General features: G+C 66.7%; 18 protein-coding genes. 8 read left to right on the forward strand and 10 right to left on the reverse strand.

Going from position 1 to position 19475, the window contains the following annotated elements; all coding sequences use genetic code 11:
- Positions 1-198: 198 nt before the first annotated feature.
- The 3 genes from NWF24_RS05540 to NWF24_RS05550 all read left to right on the forward strand — a co-directional run bounded on the left by NWF24_RS05540 (position 199) and on the right by NWF24_RS05550 (position 4852).
- Positions 199-2715, forward strand: a complete 2517-nt coding sequence (locus NWF24_RS05540) for an ABC transporter permease (RefSeq protein ID WP_258353320.1) — start codon at positions 199-201, stop codon at positions 2713-2715.
- A gap of 93 nt (positions 2716-2808) precedes the next feature.
- Positions 2809-4542 (forward strand): ATP-dependent nuclease, encoded by a 1734-nt coding sequence (locus tag NWF24_RS05545; RefSeq protein WP_258353321.1) that lies wholly within the window; start codon positions 2809-2811, stop codon positions 4540-4542.
- Positions 4520-4852 (forward strand): hypothetical protein, encoded by a 333-nt coding sequence (locus NWF24_RS05550; protein ID WP_258353322.1) that lies wholly within the window; start codon positions 4520-4522, stop codon positions 4850-4852. Before NWF24_RS05545 ends, NWF24_RS05550 begins: the two co-directional genes overlap by 23 nt.
- A 22-nt stretch (positions 4853-4874) precedes the next feature.
- Here the strand turns inward: NWF24_RS05550 and NWF24_RS05555 are convergent, their stop codons facing one another.
- Positions 4875-5789, reverse strand: coding sequence for a LysR family transcriptional regulator (locus tag NWF24_RS05555; RefSeq protein ID WP_258353323.1), 915 nt, complete (start codon positions 5787-5789; stop codon positions 4875-4877).
- Between the two features lie 107 nt (positions 5790-5896).
- Here NWF24_RS05555 and NWF24_RS05560 point away from each other — a divergent pair, with 107 nt between their 5' ends.
- The gene (locus tag NWF24_RS05560; protein WP_258353324.1) at positions 5897-7408 is read left to right on the forward strand and encodes an MFS transporter; all 1512 of its coding nucleotides are present in this window, start codon (positions 5897-5899) and stop codon (positions 7406-7408) included.
- Between the two features lies 1 nt (position 7409).
- Here NWF24_RS05560 and NWF24_RS05565 read toward each other — a convergent pair whose 3' ends face one another.
- Positions 7410-8306, reverse strand: a complete 897-nt coding sequence (locus tag NWF24_RS05565; RefSeq protein WP_258353325.1) for a LysR family transcriptional regulator — start codon at positions 8304-8306, stop codon at positions 7410-7412.
- Positions 8307-8430: 124 nt separating this feature from the next.
- On the opposite strand from NWF24_RS05565, the gene NWF24_RS05570 reads away from it, so the two are divergent.
- Genes NWF24_RS05570 through NWF24_RS05580 form a run of 3 tightly spaced genes read left to right on the forward strand, consistent with a single transcriptional unit; the run spans position 8431 to position 10398 of the window.
- The gene (locus NWF24_RS05570; protein WP_258353326.1) at positions 8431-9174 is read left to right on the forward strand and encodes an SDR family oxidoreductase; all 744 of its coding nucleotides are present in this window, start codon (positions 8431-8433) and stop codon (positions 9172-9174) included.
- A gap of 45 nt (positions 9175-9219) precedes the next feature.
- Complete coding sequence (locus tag NWF24_RS05575; protein ID WP_258353327.1) at positions 9220-10116, forward strand: SDR family NAD(P)-dependent oxidoreductase; 897 nt, start codon at positions 9220-9222, stop codon at positions 10114-10116.
- 57 nt (positions 10117-10173) lie between these two features.
- A complete protein-coding gene (locus NWF24_RS05580) occupies positions 10174-10398 on the forward strand; it encodes a SlyX family protein (protein ID WP_093057985.1) in 225 nt (74 codons plus the stop codon).
- A 10-nt stretch (positions 10399-10408) separates the two neighbouring features.
- On the opposite strand, the gene trhA is transcribed toward NWF24_RS05580, so the two are convergent.
- From trhA to cyoA, 8 genes are read right to left on the reverse strand one after another with little or no spacing between them, the layout of a single operon-like run.
- The gene (gene trhA / locus NWF24_RS05585; RefSeq protein ID WP_258353328.1) at positions 10409-11098 is read right to left on the reverse strand and encodes a PAQR family membrane homeostasis protein TrhA; all 690 of its coding nucleotides are present in this window, start codon (positions 11096-11098) and stop codon (positions 10409-10411) included.
- Between the two features lie 36 nt (positions 11099-11134).
- Positions 11135-11680 (reverse strand): response regulator transcription factor, encoded by a 546-nt coding sequence (locus NWF24_RS05590; RefSeq protein WP_258353329.1) that lies wholly within the window; start codon positions 11678-11680, stop codon positions 11135-11137.
- The gene (locus NWF24_RS05595) at positions 11661-13112 is read right to left on the reverse strand and encodes an ATP-binding protein (protein ID WP_258353330.1); all 1452 of its coding nucleotides are present in this window, start codon (positions 13110-13112) and stop codon (positions 11661-11663) included. The genes NWF24_RS05590 and NWF24_RS05595 overlap by 20 nt, the downstream gene beginning before the upstream one ends.
- Entirely contained in the window at positions 13069-13866 is a 798-nt protein-coding gene (locus NWF24_RS05600) for an SURF1 family protein (RefSeq protein WP_258353331.1), read from the reverse strand. Before NWF24_RS05600 ends, NWF24_RS05595 begins: the two co-directional genes overlap by 44 nt.
- On the reverse strand, positions 13866-14264 hold the full coding sequence (gene cyoD, locus NWF24_RS05605) for a cytochrome o ubiquinol oxidase subunit IV (protein WP_258353332.1): 399 nt from the start codon (positions 14262-14264) through the stop codon (positions 13866-13868). Before cyoD ends, NWF24_RS05600 begins: the two co-directional genes overlap by 1 nt.
- Complete coding sequence (gene cyoC, locus NWF24_RS05610; protein ID WP_258353333.1) at positions 14261-14914, reverse strand: cytochrome o ubiquinol oxidase subunit III; 654 nt, start codon at positions 14912-14914, stop codon at positions 14261-14263. The genes cyoD and cyoC overlap by 4 nt, the downstream gene beginning before the upstream one ends.
- Positions 14907-16910, reverse strand: a complete 2004-nt coding sequence (gene cyoB / locus NWF24_RS05615) for a cytochrome o ubiquinol oxidase subunit I (protein WP_258353334.1) — start codon at positions 16908-16910, stop codon at positions 14907-14909. Before cyoB ends, cyoC begins: the two co-directional genes overlap by 8 nt.
- A 1-nt stretch (position 16911) precedes the next feature.
- The gene (gene cyoA / locus NWF24_RS05620) at positions 16912-17937 is read right to left on the reverse strand and encodes a ubiquinol oxidase subunit II (RefSeq protein WP_258353335.1); all 1026 of its coding nucleotides are present in this window, start codon (positions 17935-17937) and stop codon (positions 16912-16914) included.
- A gap of 179 nt (positions 17938-18116) precedes the next feature.
- Between cyoA and NWF24_RS05625 the strand changes: the two genes are divergently transcribed.
- Positions 18117-19457, forward strand: coding sequence for an MFS transporter (locus tag NWF24_RS05625; protein ID WP_258353336.1), 1341 nt, complete (start codon positions 18117-18119; stop codon positions 19455-19457).
- The last annotated feature ends 18 nt before the right edge of the window (positions 19458-19475 follow it).

Here is a 19475-nt window from a genome sequence, read left to right on the forward strand (position 1 = left end):
ACACTCCTTGGGGAAGGACGGGTCTGACAACGGGCTGTTTTTATGGCCTCGTTTTTCGCTTGCCGGGAGTGCCCGGTTTGCGACAAACGGGATACGTTTGTCGCATCATGCGACAGCATCCTGTCGGGATCAAGGCCCGAAAGGGCGCAATAACCCTTGAATCCAGCCGCGCCCCTGAGCGTCGGCTATCGTTCGCGCATGAATGCCTCCCTCCGCCTGGGTTGGCGCACGCTCTGGCGCGACCTGCGCGCCGGCGAACTGCGCCTGTTGATCGTTGCCGTGGTGCTGGCCGTGGCCGCGCTCACGGCTGTCGGCTTCTTCGCCGACCGCCTGCAGGGCGGGCTCAAGCGCGACGCGCGCCAGCTGCTGGGCGGCGACGCGGTGATCGTCAGCGACAACCCGACGCCCGAGGCCTTCGTGGCGCAGGCGAAATCGCTGGGCCTGGAAGGCAGCGGCACCTACGGCTTTCCGACCATGGCGCGAGCCGGGGACGCACAGGGCGGCGCCAGCAAGCTGGTGGCGCTGAAGGCCGTGGCCGCTGGTTACCCACTGCGCGGCAACCTGCAGACCTCCACCACCATCGACGGGCAGGGCGCCGTCACGCGCGACATTCCGCCGCCGGGCGAGGTGTGGGTCGATGCCTCGCTGCTCGACTCGCTCGCGCTCAAGGTCGGCGACACGCTGCTGCTGGGCGACACCGGCCTGCGCGTCGGCCGCGTCATCACGCTGGAGCCCGACCGGGGCGCCGGCTTCATGAGCTTCTCTCCGCGCGTGATGCTCAACCAGGCCGACGTACCGCGCACCGGGCTCGTGCAGCCCGCCAGCCGCGTCGGCTATCGCTATGCGGTGGCAGGCAGCGACGCGGCGGTGAAACGCTTCAGCGACTGGGCCGACGCCACCATCAAGAAAGGCGAGCTGCGCGGTGTGCGGCTCGATTCCTTCGAGGGCGGCCGCCCCGAGATGCGCCAGACGCTGGACCGCGCCGAGAAATTCCTGAGCCTGGTCGCGCTGCTTGCGGCGCTGCTGTCGGCCGTGGCGGTGGCGCTGGCCGCGCGCGGCTTCGCGGCCAGCCATCTCGACGACTGCGCGATGCTGCGGGTGCTGGGCCAGAGCCAGCGCACCATCGCCGTGGCCTATTCCTTCGAGTTCGCGGTGATCGGCATCGGGGCCAGCGGGCTGGGCGTGGCGATCGGCTTCGCGGTGCACTACGTGTTCGTGCTGCTGCTGGCGGGGCTGGTCGAAACCGCGTTGCCGGCGGCCACCTTGTGGCCCGTCGCCTTCGGGCTCGGCATGGGGCTCACGCTGCTGTTCGCCTTCGGCCTGCCGCCTGTGCTGCAGCTGGCCCGAGTGCCGCCGCTGCGCGTGATCCGGCGCGACGTGGGCGGGCTCAAGCCGGCATCGCTCGCGGTGCTGGGCGTTGGCGTGGCGGGCTTCGCGGCGCTGCTGATGGCGGCCAGCAGCGACATCAAGCTGGGGCTGATCGCGGTCGGCGGCTTCGCGGGTGCGGTGGCGGTGTTCGCGCTGCTGAGCTGGCTGGCGGTGAAGGTGCTGCGACGCAGCGTCAACGAAACGACGGCGCCGCGCTGGCTGGTGCTGGCCACGCGGCAGATTTCGGCGCGGCCGGCGTACGCGGTGGTGCAGGTCAGCGCGCTGTCGGTCGGCCTGCTGGCGCTGGTGCTGCTGGTGCTGCTGCGCACCGACCTCGTCGCGAGCTGGCGCCAGGCCACGCCGCCCGATGCGCCGAACCGCTTCGTCATCAACGTCATGCCCGACCAGAGCGATGCCTTCCAGAAGTCGCTGCGCGACGCGGGCGTGGGCAAGTTCGACTGGTACCCGATGATTCGCGGCCGGCTGATCGCCATCAACGACAAGCCCGTGACGCCCGACGACTACGCCGAAGACCGCGCCAAGCGCCTGGTGGACCGCGAGTTCAACCTGAGCAACAGCGTGAATGCGCCCGCGCACAACACCATCACCGCGGGCAAGTGGACGCCGGATGCGCCGGGCGAGGTGAGCGTGGAAGAAGGCCTGGCCGAAACGCTGGGCCTCAAGCTCGGCGACTCGCTGCGCTTCGACATCGGCGGCATGCAGAACGAGGCGCGCATCACCTCGCTGCGCAAGGTCGACTGGGGCTCGATGCACGCCAATTTCTTTGTGATGTACACGGTGGCCTCGCTGGCCGACGTGCCTACCACCTACATGGGCGCCTTCCGCGCGCCCGAGACACGGGGCTTCGACAATGCACTGGTGCGCAGCTACCCGAACGTGACCAACGTCGACATGAGCGCCACCATCAACCAGGTGCAGCGCGTGCTCGACCAGGTGATACGGGCGGTCGAGTTCCTGTTCGGCTTCACGCTCGCGGCCGGGCTGGTGGTGCTGTTCGCGGCGGTGACGGCCACGCGCGAGGAGCGGGCGCGCGAGTTCGCGGTGATGCGCGCGGTGGGCGCGCGCGCCAGCCTGCTGCGACAGGTGCAGCGCGCCGAGCTGGTGGGCGTCGGGCTGCTCGCGGGTTTTCTCGCGAGCATCGTGGCTTCGGTGATCGGCTGGGCCCTGGCGCGCTTTGTGTTCGAGTTCACCTGGACTGCCTCGCCCATCGTGCCGGTGGCGGGCGCGCTGGCCGGCGCGGTGCTGGCGTTGGGCGCGGGATGGTGGGGCCTGCGCGATGTGCTGCGGCGCCCGGTGGTCGACACGCTGCGACGCGCTGCCGAGTAGCCATTTTTTTCTTCGGGGTCGAGCCGAACGGGGTCGTGGAATGCAATACATTCCCCGACCCCGTATTCAATTCACTCGGAAGAATCTTTCTACATGCGCTTGGCGTCATTCCAGATCACCAACTTTCGCTCGATCAACGACAGCGGCCTCATCGACTCCACACAGATCACGGCGATCCTCGGTCGAAATGACAGCGGCAAATCGAACCTGCTGCGCGCACTCCACAGCCTGAACCCCGCAGAGGGCCTGGCCGAACTCAGCCCCATCAAGGACTTTCCCCGCCACCGGCGCCTGGAAGAGTGCACCGGCGACACCCCGGTCGTCTTCACGCGCTGGAGCCTGGACGAGAGCGAGCAGGCGGAGCTTGTCGAGATCCTGCCGCGCGCGGCAGGCGTGCGCCACGTCACCGCAGCTCGCGGCTATGGCACGGCACGCTGGGCCGGGCTCGAAGGGCTCACGGCGCTGTCGCTCGACGTGAGCGACATCAAGGGCAAGGTCCGCAAGATCGTGCCGGCCGTGAAGGCCGCCGCCGAAAAAGTCGCCGAGGAAGCAGCGAAGGCCACGCTCGAGCAGGAGGCCGACGCCTTCGACGCCGCAATGATCATGAGCCCCGACTACATCAAGTGGTCGGCGGGCGCAGTCAAGGCGGCGCAGGCACTGCGCAAGGCGCTGGCCGTGGCGGGCGCCGAGCTCAGCGACAAGCAGGAGCAGATGCTGGCCGAGCTGGAAGACATGGCCCTGTCCATCTCCAACGACACGCCCGCGCTCGCCCGCGCGCAGGCCTGGGTGATCGGGAAGCTGCCGCGCTTCGTCTACGTCGACGAATACCCCGCACTGCCCGGCCGCCAGAACATCGCCGAGTACCTGGGGCGCCAGGGCTGGGGCCAGCTCACGCCCGAGCAGCAGAGCTTCGGCAAGCTGTGCAAGGTCGCGGGGCTCGATCCGCAGAAGCTGCACGACCTGCTCGAAAAGAACGACCAGGCCACGCGCAACCAGCTCGTCAACCGTGCCGGCTCGGTGGTGACGGCAGAGATCCGCCGCCTCTGGAAAGACCGCCCGCTGAAAGTGCGCTTCAACCTCGACGGCCAATACCTCGACACGCTGGTGTCCGACCCGAACGGTGCCTACGAGGTCGAAGTGAACCTCGACGAGCGCAGCCGCGGCTTCCAGTGGTTCTTCTCGTTCTACATAGCGTTCTTCGCCGACACGAAGGGCGGACGCGCGGAAGACGCGGTGCTGCTGCTGGACGAACCCGGCCTGCATCTGCACCCCCACTCGCAGGCCGACCTGCTGGCGCACTTCGAGAAAGACTTCGGCAACCAGATCATCTACACCACGCACTCGCCGTTCATGGTGCCGACGCACCGGCTCGATTCGGTGCGCACGGCCAGCCTCGGCGAGACCAGCGGCACCACCGTGAGCAATGCCGCGGAGGGCGACGAGCGCACGCTGTTCCCGCTGAAAGCTGCACTGGCGCTGAGCCGGATGGCGAGTGAGTCGGTGAAAGTTGAGGCTGTGAAACCCGTGGTGGCCGTGAAGGCAGAGGCGACGAGGCCGGTGGCTGCGGAGGGCGCGAAGCTGGCTAAATCGGCCAAGGCTGCAGAAGCGGTGCCTGCTGTTGCGCCGGCACCCGCGAAGGCGGAGCCTGTGAAGCCAGTGGTTGCGGAGAGCGTGAAGCCTGCTGAAGCGGCGCCGGTCGCCCCAGTAACGATTGCCATGGAGTCGGAACCGGCGAACCCGGCGATCACGGAAAGCCCAAAGCCCGTCGAGACACCTGCCAGCGCCGTGGCCGGGCAAGCAGCCGGTGAACTCACTCAAGCCGCATAACGGCAGCGCTGAGAATCCGCCCGACTCATGCGGTGCTGACCTTGCGCCGCATGAGTGGGCTTTTCAGGTCTCTTTACGCATCTTCTTTTTCCAGCTCGGCGAACACGTCGATCGCGGACCGGAAGTGGCCTTGCTCGATCTCACGGTTGCCGAGTACGAGAACCTTGAGAAGAGCGAGTGCATCCTCGTGTTCCTCATGGGTTCGGGCGTCCGTCAACGTGAGTTTGGCGTCGCCGTTCTGGGCAATGGGCAGGCACTCGCGGGTTTCGAAAAAGGCCTTCTTCACGATGTCTTCGATGTGATCCTTTGATCGGCCTCATTCTGGGCCGAATTCAGCCTGACCTCGTCGCCATGAATCCAGCGATGTCCTTCTCCCTGAACATCCGCTCCCCCGCAAAGTCCACAAACGCCCGCACCTTCGGCGACAACTGCCGGCTCGACGGCCACAGCGCCGAGAACTGCCCCTGCCGCACGAGGTGCGTGGCCAGCACGCGCTGAAGCTCGCCGCGGCACAGCGAATCGCGCGCGAGGAAGTCGGGCATGTAGGCCACGCCGAGGCCGGCCACTGCTGCGCCCAGCATGGCTTCCATGTTGTTGCACAGCAGGCCGGGCGGCAGCTGCGTGGGCAGGCCGGGCAGGTCCCATTCCTCGACCTTGCCGCCGGTCACGAACTTGTAGCGCAGGCAGGCGTGCTGTATCAGGTCGGCCGGCACCTGCGGCACGCCGTGGCGTTCGAGATAAGCCGGTGACGCCACCAGCACGAACTGGAACGGCCCCAGCCGCCGCGCGACCAATTGCGAGTCGACCAGATCGCCGCTGCGGATCGCCACATCGACGCCTTCGGCGATCACGTCGACCAGCCGGTCGTTGAAGTCGAGGTCGAGCTCGATCTCGGGGTAGCGCGCCTTGAAGTCCGGAAGGATCGGCAGCAGGAAGCGGTAGCCGATGGTCGGCAGGCTCACGCGCAAGCGGCCGCGCGGGGCGGCGACGGCGTCTTGCATCATGGCGCGCGCATCGTCGAGCTCGTCGAGGATGCGGCGGCAGCGCTCGTGGAAGAGCGCGCCCTCCTGCGTCAGCCGTGTGTGGCGCGTGGTGCGGTTGAAGAGGCGCACGCCGAGCTGCTGCTCGAGCCGTGCGACGTTCTTGCCCACCGCAGAGGCCGAGATGCCCAACTGCCGGCCGGCCTTGGCAAAGCTCAGCTGGTCGGCCGCGCGTACGAAGGATTCGAGTCCGCTGAAGCTGTCCATGGATTGGCAACCCTAGGTTGGGAGTATGAGGATCAATGGTGCCATTTTCATTCCATTGATTCCTTTCTATCTTCTGTGGCTTCCTTTCTCCTGCGTGAAAGCCTTCGATGTCCACGTCTTCCCTCAACAAGAACTGGCTGCTGGCCGCCGTCTGCCTGGCGGCGCTGGGCATGCCGCTGAGCTTTACCGGCCCGGCGGTGGTGCTGCCCGCGATCCGCGATGCGCTGGGCGGCAGCCCGGTGCAGCTCAACTGGGTGACCAACGCCTTCATGCTGAGCTTCGGCGCCACGCTGATGGCGGCCGGGGCGCTGGCCGATGCCTATGGGCGCAAGCGCGTGTTCCTGCCGGGGCTCGCGGTGGTGGCGCTGAGCAGCTCGCTGCTGACGCTGGCCCCCGGCATCGTCGCCTTCGATCTCGCTCGGGCTCTGCAAGGGCTGGGTTCTGCCGCGGCCTTCGCGGCGGGCACGGCCGCGCTGGCGCAGGTGTTCGACGGCGCGGCGCGCACGCGGGCTTTCAGCCTGATCGGAACCTCGTTCGGCGTGGGGCTGTCGTGCGGTTCGATTCTCTCGGGCTGGCTCGCCGAAAGCTTCGGCTGGCAGGCGGTGATGCTGAGCCCCGGCGCGGTCAGCCTCGTGGCGCTGTGCATCGCCGCGCCGAGCATGCGCGAGTCGCGCAATCCGGACGCCATGGGGCTCGACATGCCGGGCACCGTTACCTTCACCGCCGCGCTGAGCCTGCTGACGCTCGGCGTGCTGCAGGCACCCGACAGCGGCTGGGGCAGCCCATGGGTGCTTTGTGCGCTGGCGGGCGCGGCGCTGATGGGGGCGGCCTTCATCGCCATCGAGCGGCGCGTGGCGCATCCGATGCTCGACCTGTCGCTGTTCCGCTTTCCGCGCTTCGTGGGCGTGCAGTTGCTGGCTGCCGCGCCGGCCTATGGCTTCGTCGTGCTTCTGGTGCTGTTGCCGATCCGCTTCATCGGGCTCGAAGGGCGCAGCGCGATCGAGGCGGGGACTTTCATGTTCGCGCTGTCGGGGCCGATCCTCGTCGTGCCGACGCTGGCGGCATCGCTCGCGCACCGGTTCTCGGCGGGCGTGATCTCGGCCGTGGGGCTGCTGGTGTGCGCGGCGGGGCTGTTCTGGCTCAGTCGCTGCGCGCCGGGCACGCCGCTGCATGACATCGTGTGGCCGCTGTTGTTGATCGGCGCCGGCATCGGCCTGCCGTGGGGCCTGATGGACGGGCTGGCCGTGAGCGTGGTGCCGCGCGAGCGGGCGGGCATGGCCTCGGGCATCTTCAACACCGTGCGGGTGGCGGGGGAGGGGATTGCGCTGGCGTTGGTCGGAGCTGGATTGACGGCGCTGGTGACGGTGCAGCTGGGGCATGCCGCCGCCGCATCGCAGGCGGCGCAGCGTGTCACGACCGGGGATTTGTCTCAGGCGCTGGCCTTGCTGCCAGGACTGGACCGCGCGGCGCTGCTGCATGCCTATGGCGCCGCATTCGGCACGCTGCTGTGCGTGCTGGCAGGCGTGACGGTGATGACGGCGCTCGTCGTGTTCGCGTTCCTGCGCGGCGAGACGCATGCCGAGGCCGGGGTCGTGGCGCTGGAGTCAACGACCTGCTGACTCAGGCCTTTTCGGCGATCTCGAATATGTCGCGCAGCCATTGCGTGAACACTCGCACCCGCGACGACAACTGCCGGTTCTGCGCATAGAGCACCGAGACCGGCATCGGCGGCGGCGCGAAGCCGGGCAGCAGCACCTTCAGTCGCCCGTCCGCCAGCTCCGCGGCCACACGGTAGCGCGGCACTTGCACCAGCCCCAGGCCCGCGACGGCCGAGCCGGTGTACAGGTCGGCGCCCGTCACCGAGACGATGCCGCCCAGCTGCACGGTCGTCACCCGCCCGTCGACCGTGAATTCGAGCGGCACTGCCTTGCCCGTGGCGCTGGAGATGTAGTGGATGGCGCGGTGCGCCGACAGTGCTTCCACGCTCTCGGGCTCGCCGTGCTGCGCCAGGTAGGCCGGGCTTGCGACCGTGACCTGCGGCAGCAGCGCCACGCGCCGCCCGACCATCGATGAATCTTGCAGCGTGCCCGCGCGCAGCACGCAGTCGACGCCTTCGCGCACCAAGTCGACCAGCCGGTCGTCTTCGCCGATGTGCAGTTCCAAGTCAGGGTAGCGCGCCAGGAAAACCGGCAGCGCGGGCACCACGAAATGCCGTGCCAGCGTGCCCTGCAGGTTCACACGCAGCAGGCCCTTGGGCGCCTCGTCGCGGAACAGACCCTCGGCCTCTTCGACGTCGGCCAGCAGCCGCACGCAGCGGCGGTAGTAGGCCTCGCCGTCCTGCGTGAGGCGCACGGTGCGCGTGGTGCGCTCGAGCAGCCGGGTGCCCAGGCGCTGCTCCACGCGCTTGATCAGGTTGGTGACGGTGGCGCGCGGAATCTGCAGGTCTTCGGACGCCTGCGTGAAGCTCTGGCGCTCGGCGATGCGCACGAAGGCCAGCATTTCCTGGAAGCGGTCCATGGGGTGAACTTGGAATTTATTGTTGAAGTAAATGGAATGGTAATGGCGATTCAAGGCTAATTATCTTTAGGTTGGAACGATCGATCATTCGTCTCACCAACCCACTACTGCAAAGGAAACAGCCATGAACCAGCCCTCCAACTCCAAAGTCGCCCTCGTCACCGGCGCATCGCGCGGCATCGGCGCCGCCATCGCGCGGCGTCTCGCCAAAGACGGCTTCGCGGTCGCCATCAACTACGCGTCGAGCCCGGCGCAGGCCGACGCTCTCGTCGCCGAACTGCAGGCCGCCGGCGGCAAGGCCTTCGCGGTCAAGGCCGACGTGGCCAGCGCCGACGAAGTGCGCGCCATGTTCGACGCCGTCGAGGCGCAGCTCGGCAAGGTCGACGTGCTGGTCAACAACGCCGGCGTGCTCAAGACCGTGCCGCTGGCCGAGCACACCGACGCGCTCTACGACCAGACCTTCGACATCAACGTGCGCGGCACCTTCAACACGCTGCGCGAAGCCGCCACGCGCCTCAACGAGGGCGGCCGCGTCGTCAATTTCTCGAGCACCACGCTCGCGCTGAACATGCCCGGCTATGCGATCTACAACGCCACCAAGGCGGCGGTCGAGGCCTTTACGCACGTGTTCGCCAAGGAACTGCGTGGCCGCAACATCACGGTGAATGCCGTGGCACCGGGCCCGATTGCCACCTCGCTGTTCCTCGACGGCAAGACCGAAGAACAGATCCAGACCTTCGCGAAGATGCCGCCGCTGCAGCGCCTCGGCCAGCCCGAGGACATCGCCTCGGTGGTGGCCTTTCTCGCTGGTCCGGATGCGGGCTGGGTCAACGGGCAGATCCTGCGCGCCAACGGCGGCATCGCCTGAGCCATCCCCTTTCTCAGATCAACCCAACCCATACGGAGAAACCTCATGCAAAAGCAGATCATCCTCGTCACCGGTGCTGGCACCGGCATCGGCAAGCTCAGCGCGCAATCGCTGGCCGAAGCCGGCCACGTCGTCTACGCGTCGATGCGCGACATCGCGGGCCGCAATGCCGGCCGCGCTGCCGAACTGCGCTCGCTGGCCGCGGCGAAGAACATCCAGCTGCACCCGCTCGAACTCGACGTGCTCTCGCAGGACTCGGCCGATGCCGCTGCCGCGACCATCGTGCGCGAGCAGGGCCACCTCGACGTGGTGATGCAGAACGCCGGCCACCTGGTCGTCGGGCCGACGGAGGCCTTCACGCCCGAAGAGATCGTCAAGGTGTTCGACACCAACGTGCTCGGCGCGCAGCGCGTGAACCGCGCGGTGCTGCCGTACCTGCGCAGGCAGGAGTCGGGGCTGATGCTGTGGATCAGCAGCACCACCACCAAGGGCGGCTTTCCGCCGTTCATGGGCCCTTATGGCGCGGCCAAGGCGGCGATGGATTCGCTGGCCGTCACGCTGGCCTACGAAATTGCGCGCTTCGGCATCGAGACTTCCATCGTCGTGCCCGGCGCCTTCACCCGGGGCACCGACCATTTCCCGAGCGCGGGCAAGCCGGCCGATGCCGCGACCGCTGCCGCCTACAGCCGCTACGACGGCGTGATGGACCAGATCGGCGAACGCCTCTCGGCGCTGACGCCCGACAACGCCGACCCGCAAGCCGTGGCCGACGAGATCGTGCGCATCGTGGGCCTGCCCGCCGGTGCGCGGCCGATGCGTTCGCTGATCGACTTCGTGGGCGACGGTGCGACGGAGGTGTTCGAGGTGTCGGAGCGCGTGCGCATCGAATTCGCGAAGCGCATCGGCATGGGCGACTTGCTCGAAGCCAAGGTGCGCCGCTAAGAAGAGGCTAAGGGAGGCGTCATAAAAGGTGGGTCGGTCTTCCTGTCCAATAGCGGCATGGAAAACCCACCCCACGACCTCGCAGAACGCGTGACCGAGCTCGAGATCAAGTCGAGCTACGCCGAAGACCTGCTCGACCAGCTGAACATGACGATCTACCGGCAGCAGCAGCAGATCGACCGGCTGATCCTGCAGGTCACGCAACTCAAGGAACAGAGCCAGAACGCGATGCAGGACGGCGCCGCACGCAACCCGCGCGACGAGCTACCACCGCATTACTGAGTCAGGAAGATCAGCCGTGCGAATGCCAGAGCACGGCGAAGAAATGGCAGGTGCTGCCGGCGAGCACGAACAGGTGCCACACCGAATGCGCGAAGCGCACCTTGTTGTCGAACAGGAACACCACGGCACCGGCCGTGTAGAACAGCCCACCGGCCACAAGCCAACCCAGCCCAGCCGATGACATGCGCTCGTACAGCGGCACCGCAGCCATCAGCGCCATCCACCCCATCGCCACATAGAGCCCGGTCGACCACAGCGGATGCTGCAACCGGTTGAACAGCTTGGCGCTCACGCCCAGCACGGCCGCCGCGCATATGGCGCCGAACAGCGTCCACCCCAGCGGCCCGCGCAGTACGCCGAACAGGAAGGGCATGTAGCTGCCCGCGATGAACAGGTAGATGGCCGCGTGATCCAGCCGGTTGAACCAGGCCTTGGCCCGGCCCATGGGCAGCGCGTGGTACAGCGTGGAGATCAGGTACAGCACGATGGCCGTGCCCGCGAAAAGACAGGCGCCGACCACGCCCGCGGGCTGCCCCTTCTGCACCGCGTTGTAGACCAGGATCGGCAGCGCGGCGATGGCCAGCGCCAGGCCCAGTCCGTGGCTCAGGGCATTGAAGAGTTCTTCCATCGCCGTCTGGTCGCGGGCTGCCAGCACGGAGGTGCGCGGCGAGGGTTGCGTCTGGGAAGGAGCTGTCGTCATCGGAACCTCATGCAGATGAAGGGATGTAGTGGTTGCCTACTTGACCTGCTGCTTGCCCAGCTTGCGCGCCAGCGTACGCCGGTGCATGCCGAGCCTGCGCGCGGTCTCCGAGATGTTGAAGCCGGTTTCGGCCAGCGTCTCGTGGATGCGCTCCCATTCGAGCGTCTTGATCGAGGTCGAGCGGTTGGTCAGCTCGACCTCTGTAGTTCCGGCGGCGCGGCCGAAGGCGGCCTCGATGTCGTCGGTGTTCGACGGCTTGGCCAGGTAGTGGCAGGCGCCGAGCTTGATGGCTTCCACCGCGGTGGCGATGCTGGCGAAGCCCGTCAGCACCACGATCAGCGTCTTGGGGTTGTGCCGGTGCAGCATCTGCACGGCGGCCAGGCCCGAGGCTTCGCCGTTGAGCTTCAGGTCGACCACCGCATAGCCGGGTGACCCGGTGGCCAGCAGGGCCTCGACTTCCGCGAGGTTGCCCGCCTGCGTTACGGCATAGCCGCGGCGCTCGAAGGAGCGGCCGAGCGCGCGCGCGAAGGCGTCGTCGTCCTCGACGATCAGCAACTGGCGCTCAGCTTCGGTTTCGTTCATTGCCTTCCATTCCGATGGTCCTGCTGGCGGCGAGGGCCTCTGCATCGTCCTCGTCGTCGTCCACTTCCGTTTCTTCTTCCTCGAGCACGATGGCCGCGAGCGGCAGCGTGATCTTCACGATGGCGCCGCCCTCGGGCCGGTTGGCCGCCGCGACGCGGCCGCCGACAGTGCGCGCCACGTTCACGACCAGGAACAGCCCCAGCCCGCCGCCAGGGCGGCCCTTGCTCGACTGATAGGGTTTGCCGAACTCCTTCAGGATGGCCGGCAGGAAGCCGGGGCCTGCGTCCGTGACCGTGATCGTCAGCGCGTCGGCGTCGTGCGCCGCCTCGAGGCGCAGCCAGTGCGGCGACGCCTCCAGCGCATTGTCGAGCACGTTGCAGATCATCTGCTTGAGGGCCGAGTCGGAGACCATGGGGAGGTCTCGGCCAAAGCGGTTGTCGTATTCGAAGTCTTCCACGGGGCGGGTGGTGCGCCACTCTTCGATCAGGTCGTCGAGGAAGGTGCTGACGGTGGTTTCTTCCGACGACTCGCCGCGCGCCTCGCCGGCCGACAGCAGGATGCCGCTCACGATGCTCTTGCAGCGCTGGATCTGCAGCTCCATCTCGGCCACCTCGGTCAGCAGCTCGGGGTCGGAGCTGAAGTGCGGCAGCCGGCGCCAGTCGCCCAGGATCACCGCCAGCGTGGCCAGCGGCGTGCCCAGCTCGTGCGCCGCACCCGAAGCCAGCAGGCCCATGCGCACGATGTGTTCTTCTTCCGAGGCGCGCTGGCGCAGGTCGGCCAGCCGGGCGTCGCGCGCACGCAGGTTGCGGCCGATGCGGGTGATGAAGATCACGAGCAGCGCGGCGTTCAGCGCAAAGCACACCAGCATGCCCTGGATGTAGGGGCTCCACAGGCCGCGGTTGTGGTCCAGCGGCAGCGCGAGCGGGCGCGAGAACAGCGCCAGTCCGGCAAAGCAGATGCTGGTGATGACCACGATGGTCCAGGTCGACCAGGGCTTCAGCAGCACAGCCCCCAGCGTCACCTGCAGCAGGAAGAGAAACACGAAGGGGTTGGTCGCACCGCCGCTCAGGTAGAGCTGGGCCGTGAGCGTGGCCACGTCGACCAGCAGAGCGAGGAACAGTTCGCCGTTGGTCACGCGCCGGTGGCTGCGCGAACGCAGCAGGCTCACCATGTTGAAGAGCGCGAGGCAGGTCAGCACCTGCAGCATGTGGTCCAGCGGCAGCCGGATCGCGAAGCCGTAATGCACCACCAGGATGGTGACCACCTGCCCGACTACGGCGAACCAGCGCAGCTGTATCAGCTGCTGCATGTTCTGGTGGCCGGTGGCGTTGTCTAGGCTCGCAACACCGGCGCGGGGAGCGTGCAGCTCGCCCGCGACCGCGGCGGTGTCAGTCGTCGCGCTGAGCATCTTGGGCAGGACGGGCTTCGGCATGGGTCGCATTTTCGCTGCGCCGTACGAACCAGGCCGCGACCAGCACCATCAGGGCCAGGCCGTACCACGTCAGGGCATAGACGAGGTGGCTGTTGGGAAAGGCGATGACCGTCAGGCCGGCGGCGGGCCATGCGAGGGTGTCGATGCTGGCCGTGGCCTGCGCGGGCGCGGCCTCGGCATCGACGAAGTAGGGCGCGACGTCGTTCAGGCCGCGCGCCGCGGCAATGGCCTGCACGTCGCGCGAGAACCAGCGGTCGGCAGCCGGATCGTTCTTGCGCAGGAAGCCGCCCTTGGGCTCGGTGAGGCGCAGCAGGCCGGCGACAGCGGTCTCGCCCTGTGGCTCCGGCGCGGTGCGGGCCGGGCGTTCGCGTGCTTCAGGCGGCACGAAGCCGCGATTGACCAGCACCACGGTGCCGTCGGCGCTGCTGCGCAGTGGGGTCAGCACCCAGAAGCCTGCACCGAGCTTGGTGCTGGCCTGCACCAGCGTCTCTTTGTCGTGGAGGAAGGTGCCGGCAAGGCGGACATGCCGGTATTCGTCGTTGGCCGCGTTGACCGTGGGCCATTCGTTTCGCCCGGGGGCCGCGGCAGCCGGGGCATGCACGCGCTGGTCGACGCGGGCGATGAGATCGAGCTTCCAGGCCCTGCGCTCGACCTGCCAGGTGCCGAGCGCGAAGAAGCCGGCAAAGGCGAGGGCGCCGCAGACCGCCAGCGCCACCCGCGCGGCGGTGGAACGCTGGCGGACCGCTGCCGCCATCAGGGCATGTTCTTCATGTCGTGCATCGAGTGCGGCATCATGTTGGTGTTCATGTGGTACATGACCCACAGCGAACCGGCCAGCGTGATGACCACGAGCACGAGCGTGAAGATCAGCGCCAGCATGTTCCAGCCGCCTTCGGACTTGGCGTCCATGTGCAGGAAGTACACCATGTGCACCACGATCTGCACCACGGCGAAGGCCAGGATGACGAGGGCGGTGGTGTTGGGCTTGTCGAAGACCTTGGCCATCACGAGCCAGAACGGAATGGCGGTGAGGATCACGGCCAGCACGAAGCCGGTCATGTAGCCCTTGAAGGTGCTGTGGCTCACCGGGCCATCGTCGTGGCTGTCATGGCCATGTGCGCCGTGGCCGGCGGTTTCGGTGTGCGCGCTCATTGCAGCGATCCCATCAGATACACGAAGGTGAAGACGCCGATCCAGACCACGTCCAGAAAGTGCCAGAACATCGACAGGCACATCAGGCGGCGGCGGTTGGCGGCGGTGAAGCCGTGCTTGGGCAGCTGGATCATCAGCACGATGAGCCAGACGATGCCGAAGGTCACGTGCAGGCCGTGGGTGCCCACCAGCGCGAAGAACGACGAGAGGAAGGCGCTGCGCTGCGGGCCCGCGCCTTCGTGGATCAGGTGCGCAAACTCGTACAGCTCCAGGCCGATGAAGCCCGCGCCCAGCAGGCCGGTGATGGCCAGCCAGACCAGCACGGCGCCCATGCGGCGCTTCTGCATCTCGAGTACGGCAAAGCCGTACGTGATGGACGACAGCAGCAGCAGCGAGGTGTTGATTGCCACCAGCGGAAGGTCGAACAGGTCGGCGCCCGAGGGGCCGGCCGCGTAGCTGCGGCCCAGCACGCCGTACACCGCGAACAGGCACGCGAAGATGAGGCAGTCGCTCATCAGGTAGAGCCAGAAGCCCAGCAGCGTGCCGTTCTCGGGGTGATGGTCTTCGTTGCGGACGTTGAAGACCTCGAACGCGGGCGCGTTCGACGCATGGCCGGCGCTGCCGGCGGAAAGAGCGGTGGTGTTAGACATGGGCAGCTAGCAGGCGCGTGCGCGCGTCTTCGGTGCTGACGACTTCTTCCGTGGGGATGTGATAGTCGCGCTTGTAGTTGAACGTGTGGATGATCACTGCGGCGAGCATGGCGACGAAGCCGATGCCGGCCACCAGCCACATCTGCCAGATCATTGCGAAGCCACCCACTGCGGCCAGCGCCGCGATGATGAAGCCGGCGGCCGTGTTCTTGGGCATGTGGATCGGGCTGAAGCCTTCCAGCGGACGCTGGTAGCCGCGGGCCTTCATGTCGGACCAGGCGTCGTTGTCATGCACGCGCGGCGTGAACGCGAAGTTGTAGGCCGGCGGGGGCGACGAAGTCGACCATTCGAGCGTGCGGCCGTTCCACGGGTCGCCCGTGGTGTCGCGCAGCGATTCGCGGCGAATGAAGCTCACCACCAGCTGGATGATGAACGAGGCGATGCCCAGCGCGATCAGCACGGCGCCGAAGGCGGCAACCTGGAACCAGATCTGCAGCGACATGTCCTGGAAGTGGTTCATGCGGCGGGTGACGCCCATCAGGCCCAGGATGTACAGCGGCATGAAGGCGAACCAGAAGCCGACGATCCAGAACCAGAACGAGCACTTGCCCCAGAACGGGTCGAGCTTGTAGCCGAAGGCCTTCGGGAACCAGTAGGTGATGCCCGCCAGCATGCCGAACAGCACGCCGCCGATGATCACGTTGTGGAAGTGGGCGATCAGGAACAGGCTGTTGTGCAGCACGAAGTCGGCCGGGGGAACGGCCAGCAGCACGCCGGTCATGCCGCCGATCACGAAGGTGATCATGAAGCCGATGGTCCACATCATGGGCAGCTCGAAACGGATGCGGCCGCGGTACATGGTGAAGAGCCAGTTGAAGATCTTCGCGCCCGTCGGGATCGAGATGATCATCGTCGTGATGCCGAAGAACGAGTTCACGCTGGCGCCGGAGCCCATGGTGAAGAAGTGGTGCAGCCAGACGAGGTACGACAGGATGGTGATCACGACCGTGGCGTACACCATCGAGGCGTAGCCGAAGAGGCGCTTGCCGGAGAAGGTGGAGACCACTTCCGAGAAGATGCCGAAGGCCGGCAGGATCAGGATGTACACCTCGGGGTGGCCCCAGATCCAGATCAGGTTCACGTACATCATGGCGTTGCCGCCGAGGTCATTCGTGAAGAAGTTGGTGCCGACGTAGCGGTCGAGCGACAGCAGGGCCAGCACGGCGGTCAGAACCGGGAAGGCTGCAACGATCAGAACGTTGGTGCAGAGCGCGGTCCAGGTGAACACGGGCATCTTCATCATCGTCATGCCGGGCGCGCGCATCTTCACGATGGTCGCCAGCAGGTTCACGCCAGAGAGCAAGGTTCCGACCCCCGCTATCTGCAATGACCATATGTAGTAGTCGACCCCCACGTCGGGGCTGAAGAGAATGCCCGACAGCGGCGGGTAGGCCAGCCAGCCGGTCTTGGCGAACTCGCCCACGAACAGCGACGCCATCACGAGGCCGGCGCCGAAGGTGGTCATCCAGAAGCTGAAGTTGTTCAGGAAAGGGAAGGCCACGTCGCGCGCACCGATCTGCAGCGGCACCACGAAGTTCATGAGGCCCGTGACCAGCGGCATCGCCACGAAGAAGATCATGATCACGCCGTGGGCGGTGAAGACCTGGTCGTAGTGGTGCGGCGGAAGGAAGCCGGCGTTGTCGCCGAAGGCCATTGCCTGCTGGGCCCGCATCATCAGTGCGTCGGCAAAGCCGCGCAGCAGCATCACCAGGCCCAGGATGATGTACATGATGCCGATCTTCTTGTGGTCGATGCTGGTGATCCAGTCGCGCCACAGCATGCCCCACAGCTTGAAGTAGGTCAGTGCGCCGAGGACGGCGATGCCGCCAAGCACCACGCCCGCAAAGGTCGCGAGCAGGATCGGTTCGTGGAAGGGAATCGCCTCCCAGGTGAGGCGGCCGAAGACGAGCTTCGTCAAGTCTAGGTTCTGCAACATCTTATTCTTCGGTGGTGCACATCGCGGTGACGTACTTGCGCTTGGGCGTATCGAGTGAGTCGATCTCCCAGGCTTGCTTGGTGGCAACGTTGAAGGCGCCGGGTTTGCCCATGCCGCCGTCGGCGTCGATGGCCATCATTTCCTTCATGCACATCTTGTTGCGGTCCACGCACAGGTTGAGGATGGCGTCGTACAGGGCGGGGTCCACGGCGGCGTAGTGGCGCACGGGCTCGCGCTCGCTCGGCACTTCGAGCTTCTTGTAGAGGTCGCGCGTGAGCTCGCCGTCCTTGCCGGCCTTGACCTTCTGGACCCACTGGTCGAAGTCGCCATTGCTCAGGCCGTGGAACTTGAAGCGCATGCCCGAGAAGCCGGCGCCGCTGTAGTTGGCGGAGAAGCCTTCGAACTCGCCCGGCTTGTTGATCACCGCGTGCAGCTTGGTTTCCATGCCCGGCATGGCGTAGATCTGGCCGGCCAGCGCGGGGATGAAGAACGAGTTCATCACCGAAGAAGCCGTGATCTTGAAGCTGATCGGGCGGTCCACCGGGGCGGCCAGCTCGTTCACCGTGGCGATGCCCTGCTCGGGGTAGATGAAGAGCCACTTCCAGTCGAGTGCCACCACTTCGACCACCAGCGGCTTGGTTTCGGCCGGAATTGCGCGCTGGGCGTCGAGGCGGCGCAGCGGCTGGTAGGGGTCGAGCGTGTGGGTGCTGATCCAGGTGATGGCGCCCAGCGCGATGATGATGAGCAGCGGCGCCGCCCAGATCGCCAGTTCGAGCTGGGTCGAGTGGTCCCAGTCGGGGCTGTAGGTGGCCTCTTTGTTCGACTGGCGATAGCGCCAGGCAAAGAAGATGGTCAGGGCGATCACCGGGATGATGATGATCAGCATCAGCACGGTGGAGACGACGATGAGGCGTCCCTGCTGATTGGCGATGTCGCCGGATGGGTTCATCAGCACCGTGTTGCAGCCCGCCAGGAGCATGGCGGAAAGCAGCAGGAGTGATCGGCGAAGGTTCTTGAGGATGTGCATGCCGAAGGAAAAGAGGTGCAGGGGCGACGCAAAAAGACCCCACAATCTACGCCTGAAGACGGGTTTCGCCTATTGGACGTTTTGTCCTATGGCGGTAAATGTGATTCGGTGCGACGCTCTGGGATCTCCATGGTCTTATGGTGTCGCGCCCCGGCGTGACACCTGAATTACAGCAAGCAATGACGACGTCCAGCATCAGTCCGCAAGGCGCACAGCCGCTGCCGAACTCGCCCGAGCACGGCGGCGCCCGGCAGGGCGACGACCACTCGCACATCGCCCCCGGCGAGATCGCGGTCGGCGTGATCATCGGCCGCGCCTCCGAATATTTCGACTTCTTCGTCTACGGTATCGCCTCGGTACTGGTGTTCCCGGCGGTCTTCTTTCCGTTCGAGCAGCACCTCGAGGGCGTCCTCTATTCGTTCCTGATCTTCTCCTTCGCCTTCATCGCGCGTCCGTTCGGAACTGTCATCTCGATGGTCATCCAGCGACGATTCGGGCGGGAGGCCAAGCTCACGTCGGCACTTTTCGTGCTGGGCACCTCCACCGCCGGCATCGCCTTCCTGCCGGGCTATGCGAGCCTGGGCTTCACGGCAATCGTGTTGCTGTCGGTGTTCCGCTTCGGCCAGGGCCTGGCGCTGGGTGCTTCCTGGGACGGCCTGCCTTCGCTGCTCGCGCTGAACGCCCCGGCCAACCGCCGCGGCTGGTACGCCATGCTGGGCCAGCTGGGCGCGCCCATCGGCTTCTTCATTGCCAGCGCGCTGTTCGCTTACCTGTATTCGAGCCTTCCGTCCGAAGACTTCCTCGACTGGGGCTGGCGCTACAGTTTCTACGTGGCCTTCGCGATCAACGTGGTGGCGCTGTTCGCCCGCCTGCGCCTGGTGGCCACCGACGAATACTCGCGCCTGCTCGAAGAGCGTGAACTGGAGCCCACCAGCGTGAGCGAACTGGTTCGCTCGCAGGGCGCCAACCTGCTGATCGGCGCCTTCGCCGCGCTGGCCAGCTATGCGCTGTTCCACCTGATCACGGTGTTCCCGCTGTCGTGGATCACGCTGTATTCCGACCAGTCGGTCACCGAATTCCTGATCGTGCAGATGATCGGCGCGGTGCTCGGCGCCGCCGGCATCGTGGCTTCGGGCCTGCTGGCCGACCGCATCGGCCGACGCTTCACGCTGGGCGGCCTGGCTGCCGTGATCGCGGCATTCAGCGGCTTCGCCCCCACGCTGCTCGATGGCGGCCGGGTCGGGCAGGACATCTTCATTCTGTTGGGCTTCGTGATCCTGGGCCTGTCGTACGGCCAGGCGGCTGGCGCCGTGACCTCGAACTTCGCGCCCAAGTACCGCTACGTTGGCGCGGCGCTCACGGCCGACCTGGCCTGGCTGATCGGCGCGGCGTTCGCGCCGCTGGTTGCCCTCGGCCTGTCGGCCCACTTCGGTCTGGCCTACGTCAGCATCTACCTGCTGTCGGGCGCCATCGCCACGCTGGCCGCGCTGGCGCTGAACCGGGCACTGGCGCGGGACTGACCGGCAAGGCAGCAGCTG

This window comes from Variovorax paradoxus (assembly GCF_024734665.1).
Taxonomy (GTDB): domain Bacteria; phylum Pseudomonadota; class Gammaproteobacteria; order Burkholderiales; family Burkholderiaceae_C; genus Variovorax.